Annotated in this window: 4 protein-coding genes; 1 reads left to right on the top strand and 3 read right to left on the bottom strand. The window is 59.9% G+C overall.

Annotated elements, in window-relative coordinates:
* Positions 1-93: 93 nt before the first annotated feature.
* The 3 genes from ACQKP2_RS31390 to ACQKP2_RS31400 all read right to left on the bottom strand — a co-directional run bounded on the left by ACQKP2_RS31390 (position 94) and on the right by ACQKP2_RS31400 (position 4,292).
* Positions 94-822 carry an amidotransferase gene (locus tag ACQKP2_RS31390; protein ID WP_427582179.1) on the bottom strand — a complete coding sequence of 243 codons (729 nt, stop codon included), beginning with the start codon at positions 820-822 and terminating at the stop codon, positions 94-96.
* A 94-nt stretch (positions 823-916) separates the two neighbouring features.
* The gene (locus ACQKP2_RS31395) at positions 917-3,061 is read right to left on the bottom strand and encodes a 3-hydroxyacyl-CoA dehydrogenase NAD-binding domain-containing protein (RefSeq protein WP_427582180.1); all 2,145 of its coding nucleotides are present in this window, start codon (positions 3,059-3,061) and stop codon (positions 917-919) included.
* A gap of 25 nt (positions 3,062-3,086) precedes the next feature.
* Positions 3,087-4,292: an acetyl-CoA C-acetyltransferase gene (locus ACQKP2_RS31400; protein ID WP_427582181.1), complete on the bottom strand. Its 1,206-nt coding sequence runs from the start codon at positions 4,290-4,292 to the stop codon at positions 3,087-3,089.
* Positions 4,293-4,905: 613 nt separating this feature from the next.
* On the opposite strand from ACQKP2_RS31400, the gene ACQKP2_RS31405 reads away from it, so the two are divergent.
* The gene (locus ACQKP2_RS31405; protein WP_427582182.1) at positions 4,906-5,706 is read left to right on the top strand and encodes a c-type cytochrome; all 801 of its coding nucleotides are present in this window, start codon (positions 4,906-4,908) and stop codon (positions 5,704-5,706) included.
* Positions 5,707-5,727 lie beyond the last annotated feature (21 nt).

Below are 5,727 nucleotides of genomic sequence, written 5' to 3' on the forward strand. Positions count from 1 at the left end.
CGGCCACGGCGTATCCCCCCCCGCCCCCACCTCACTAATTTCATCGTTCTTGTAAGAGCGAGCGGGCGGCGATCCGACTTGCCCGCGAAGTTTTTAGCTATGGACGGCTTCTGGTTTGTGCGCCACGAAACGCATCATCCATTCGGCAACCGTCGTACCGTGGTGCTCTTTTTCCAGGCTTGCCACGCCCTTGGAATAAACCTGCTCGCCCAGCGCTTGCTGACGAATTTCCAGCAAGGCGCGGGAGTAATCGTGAATGAATTCCGGATGCCCCTGGAAGCACAGCACCTGATCGTTGATGTGGTACGCCGCATACGGGCAGAAATCGCTGGAGGCGATGACCGTGGCGTTTTCCGGCAGTGAAGTGACCTGATCCTGGTGGCTGATCAGCAACGTCAGCTCTTCCCTGACCGGGTTCATCCAGGGCGCCTTGGCGGCCAGTTTGTAATTGTGGGTGCCCACGCCCCAGCCCTGGGTCGCACGCTCGCTCTTGCCACCGAGCAACAGCGCCAGCAACTGATGACCGAAGCACACGCCCAACAGCTTGTCGCCACGCTCGTAGCGGGTCAGCAGGTACTCTTTAAGCGTCTGGATCCACGGATCGGTGCCAAAGGAATCGGCCTTGCTGCCGGTAATCAGGTAAGCGTCGAAAGTCAGGTCGTCGCTGGGATACTCGCCCTGCATCACGTTGAACACAGTGAACTCGGCGGCGATGGGCTGTTGCGAAAACAGGTGTTTGAACATCTGCCCGTAACCCTGGTATTGGTCAACCAATTCCGGACGCAGGATGTCGGTTTCGAGGATGCAGATGCGTAACGACATAAAAAATACCTGACACGTGATGGGAATAATGCACACCCCAGAGCCTGCCTTGAAACACCGTGACAAGGCAAGCCCCGCAGTGGGTCACCGATCCCTAAAACGTCTCACCCTTCGCCGCTTTCTCCAGCAACAAGGCTGGCGGAGCAAAGCGCTCGCCGTATTGCGCGGCGAGGTACTGGGCGCGAGCAACGAAATCCTTGACGCCGTACTGATTGATGAACTGCAGCGCACCTCCCGTCCACGCAGCAAAACCGATGCCGAAAATCGAGCCGACGTTGGCATCCGCGGTCGAAGTCAAAACGCCCTCCTCCACGCAACGCACCGTCTCCAGGGCTTGCACAAACAGCAGGCGATCGCGCACATCCTTGGGCGGAATTTGCCCGTCGGCTCTTTCAAAACGGGTTTTCAGTTCCGGCCAGAGGTGTTTCTGGCCGCCGACCGGATACTCGTAGAAACCACCACCGGCGGCCCTGCCCGCACGCTTGTATTCGTTGAGCAGCAAATCGATCACGGCGAACGCCGGGTGCTCGTTCAATGGTTTGCCTTCGGCCTGCAAATCCCTGGCGGTTTGCTGGCGAATGTGACTCATGAGGCTCAGAGACACTTCATCGGAGATCGCCAACGGCCCCACAGGCATGCCGGCCTTGCGGGCCTCGGTCTCGATCATCGGCGCGCTCACCCCCTCACCGAGCATGGCGATGCCTTCATTGGTGAAGGTGCCAAACACCCGCGAGGTGAAGAAACCACGACTGTCATTGACCACAATCGGCGTTTTCTTGATTTGCAGTACGAAATCGAACCCCCGAGCCAGGGTTTCGTCACTGGTATTGGCGCCCTTGATGATCTCCACCAACGGCATTTTTTCCACCGGGCTGAAGAAATGCAGGCCGATGAACTTGCTCTGGTCCGGCACCGCCGTGGCCAGGCCGCTGATCGGCAGGGTCGACGTGTTGGACGCGATCACCGCCTGGGCTCCGACAACCTTTTGCGCTGCCAGGGAGACCCTGGCCTTCAATTCGCGGTCTTCGAACACCGCTTCGATAATCAGGTCACAACCCGCCAGGTCGGCATCGCTTTCGGTGGTGTGGATGCGTGCCAGCACGGCTTCACGTTGCCCTGCACTCATTTGACCGCGCGCCACTTTCTTGTCCAGCAGGGCTGCGGAGTGGGCCTTGCCTTTCTCGGCGGCGGCCAGATTGATGTCCTTGAGCACCACCTCGATACCGGCCGACGCACTGACAAAGGCGATACCCGCGCCCATCATCCCGGCGCCCAGCACGCCGACTTTTTGGGTGACACAAGGAGCAAAACCCTGCGGGCGAGAACCACCCGCATTGATCTCGTTGAGCTGGAACCAGAAGGTGCCGATCAGGTTTTTCGAGACCTGGCCGGTGGTCAGTTCAGTGAAGTAACGGGTTTCAATCAGATGCGCCGTATCGAAATCAACCTGCGCCCCCTCCACGGCGGCGCAAAGGATTTTCTCCGGCGCCGGCATGCACCCTTGGGTTTTGTTGCGCAGGATCGATGGGGCAATGGCCAGCATTTGTGCGACTTTGGGGTTCGATGGCGTGCCACCGGGAATCTGGTATCCCTTCACGTCCCAACGCTGCACCGCCGCAGGGTTGGCGAGGATCCAGGCCCGCGCCTTGGCCAGCAGCTCATCGGAATCGGCTGCCAGTTCATCGATCAATCCCGCCTGCAACGCCTGTTGTGGTCGCACCTTCTTGCCTTCGAGCAAGTACGGCAGAGCTTTTTCCAGACCCAGCATGCGCACCATGCGCACCACTCCGCCGCCACCCGGCAACAGGCCGAGGGTCACTTCCGGCAGGCCAAGTTGTACTGATGGACTGTCCAGTGCCACCCGGTGATGACACGCCAGGCATATTTCCCAGCCCCCTCCCAGCGCCGCCCCGTTGATCGCCGCGACCACCGGTTTGCCGAGGGTTTCCAGGGTGCGCAATTGCCCTTTGAGCGTCAGCACCATGTCGTAAAAGGCCTTGGCTTCAGGCTTGCCGACCTTGATCAGTTCGGTGAGGTCGCCACCGGCGAAGAACGTCTTTTTCGCCGAAGTGATGATCACGCCGGCAATCGTGTCTTTGTCGGCCACCAGGCGGGCCACGCACTGGGCCATGGCCTGGCGGTACAGCGCGTTCATGGTGTTGGCGCTCTGGCCCGGGATATCGATGGTCAGGACGACGATACGGTCCTGGCCCATTTCGTAACGAATGGCTTGGCTCATAAACAGGTTTCCTTGAAGTCAGGGCTCAGAGGCGTTCGATGATGGTGGCAATGCCCATGCCGCCGCCGACACAAAGGGTCGCCAGGCCATAGCGCAGGCGGCGTGCTTCCAGCTCATCGAGCAAGGTGCCGAGAATCGCGCAACCGGTGGCGCCCAGTGGGTGGCCCATGGCAATGGAGCCACCGTTGACGTTGACCTTGTCCGGATCGACGGCCATGTCCTTGATGAACTTCAACACCACGGAGGCGAAAGCTTCGTTGACCTCGAACAGGTCGATGTCTTCCACCCGCAGTCCGGCCTTGGCCAGCGCCTTGCGGGTCGCCGGCGCGGGACCTGTGAGCATGATGGTCGGGTCGGTACTGGTGACCGCCGTGGCGACGATCCGTGCCCGGGGCTGCAGGCCCAGCGCCCGCCCCTTGGCTTCGGAACCGATGAGCATCAACGCCGCGCCGTCGACAATCCCGGAGCTGTTGCCGGGGGTATGAACGTGGTTGATTCGCTCGACATGGCTATAGACCCGCAACGCCGTGGCGTCGAAGCCCATTTGCCCGATCATCTCGAAACTCGGCTTGAGTTTGCCCAGGCCTTCCAGGGTCGATTCGGCGCGAATGAATTCATCGTGATCGAGCAGGATAATGCCGTTCTGGTCCTGCACCGGCACCAGCGACCTGGCGAACGAACCATCGGCCCGCGCCCGCGCAGCCTTCTGCTGGGAGTGCAGCGCATACGCATCCACGTCCTGGCGGCTGAAACCTTCGAGCGTGGCGATCAGGTCGGCACCCACACCCTGCGGGGTGAAATGACTGTGCAGATTGGTTTCCGGGTCCAATGCCCATGCCCCGCCATCGCTGCCCATGGGCACTCGCGACATGGACTCGACGCCGCCGACCACCACCAGATCCTCAAACCCGGAGCGCACTTTCATCGCCCCGAGATTCACCGCCTCAAGCCCGGATGCGCAGAACCGGTTGATCTGCACGCCCGCCACGCTGACATCCCAATCCGCGACCTGGGCCGCGGTTTTGGCAATGTCGGAGCCTTGATCGCCAATCGGCGTCACACAACCGAGCACCACATCATCGACCTGACTGGTGTCCAGGGCGGTTCGCTGTTGCAACGCCCGCAGCAAACCGGCTACCAGGTTCACCGGTTTGACGCTGTGCAAGGCTCCATCGGCCTTGCCTTTGCCACGGGGCGTGCGTAATGCATCGAAAATCAAAGCTTGGGTCATGACGTCCTCGAACCGCAGTGCAGGTGAGTGAAAACACAGCGCTCACTCTTGAGCCGGGACGCAATGGATTCAATGACCGCATCGCTCAACGGCATTGACGGTCACGCTCAGACGGACGGTCATCGATTGGCCAATGAGCCGGTCCAAGACACGCAGGTGTCTAGCAAAAGGCCGTCCAAGAAGCTGGCAATAGGCCTCATGCCTTTTTAATAGCAAAAAGCAGGAACACCATACGAAATGGATCTAAACCAAGCGTGACGCGGGCTCTAAGGTAATCATGTACGAAGTTGTCGTCGGGTTTTGCCGAGGCGCTCGTCCTACAGGAAGTGCAACGCGCTGCCGACATGGAGATATGCAGGCAGGCATCAGCAAATAACAAAAAAGGCGGTCAAGCCATGTTCAAACAATCGAAAGTTCGTCAAGCCGGGCTCATCCTTTTTGCCACCACACTACTGTTGATTTTGCCGAACCTGACCAAGGTGATCGGTTAGTCGTTTTAAAAACAACACACGGTTTTCATATCGCCACGTCAAAAAAAACAACTGGCTCGCTATCCGGGCCAGCGTGGCTGTGCCAACCTTTGCGGCACACCCACGACAAGGACGGCGATCACTTGAAAACACTAATCCTGTTCGGGGCCTTGCTGATCGGCGTGCCTGCTCATGCCGCCCAACTCAACCTTGAGCTGGGCGCGGACAGTCGCACCTGGCAGACCGAAGAGTTGCTCAAGCACCCCCAGGTCCAGACCATCAACGTCCCCAATGATGTTTCCTACAAGCGGGACATGAGTTACCGCGCCGTGCCGCTGGCCGCATTGTTGACCGGTGTCCGGCCTGATGACCATTTGCAAGCCGTGGCGCTGGACGGTTTTGCCGCCGAGCTATCGGCCGCACCGTTGCTCAATGCTCAGGGTGCGCGTGCCTGGCTGGCGATAGAAGACCCGGCCAATCCCTGGCCGCCACTGTCAGAAGGCAAGCACAGCGCCGGGCCGTTTTACCTGGTCTGGACCGACCCTCGGGCGGGCAATATCAGCCCTGAACAATGGCCGTTCGAAGTCGCCAGCATCAAACGCATGGCCCCGGTGGCCGAGCGCTTTCCTACCCTGCTGCCTGACCCGGCGCTGAAGGCGGACGACCCTGTCAACAAGGGTTTTGCACTGTTCCAGAAAAACTGCCTGGCTTGCCATCGACTCAACGGTGCCGGGGATTCGCAGTTCGGGCCGGATCTGAACATTCCATACAATCCGACCGAGTACTTCGGCGCGGACTTCCTCAAGCGTTACATCCGCGATCCGCAGAGCCTGCGCCAGTGGCCACAGGCGAAGATGCCGGGGTTTTCCATGGCGTATCCAGCCAAAGCCAATCCCAAAAACCTGGCAGCCAGCCTGTGGTATCGGCCAACAACGTCAGGTTGAAGCAAGTGTCGAGCAGCTTCA

Origin of the sequence: Pseudomonas sp. NPDC089569, assembly GCF_050280625.1 — a bacterium.
Classification (GTDB): Bacteria; Pseudomonadota; Gammaproteobacteria; order Pseudomonadales; family Pseudomonadaceae; genus Aquipseudomonas.

Excerpts from the sequence above, each read along its gene's own strand:
- ACQKP2_RS31390 (WP_427582179.1), bottom strand. The coding sequence starts at position 822 with ATGTCGTTACGCATCTGCATCCTCGAAACCGACATCCTGCGTCCGGAA.
- ACQKP2_RS31395 (WP_427582180.1), bottom strand. The coding sequence starts at position 3,061 with ATGAGCCAAGCCATTCGTTACGAAATGGGCCAGGACCGTATCGTCGTC.
- ACQKP2_RS31400 (WP_427582181.1), bottom strand. The coding sequence starts at position 4,292 with ATGACCCAAGCTTTGATTTTCGATGCATTACGCACGCCCCGTGGCAAA.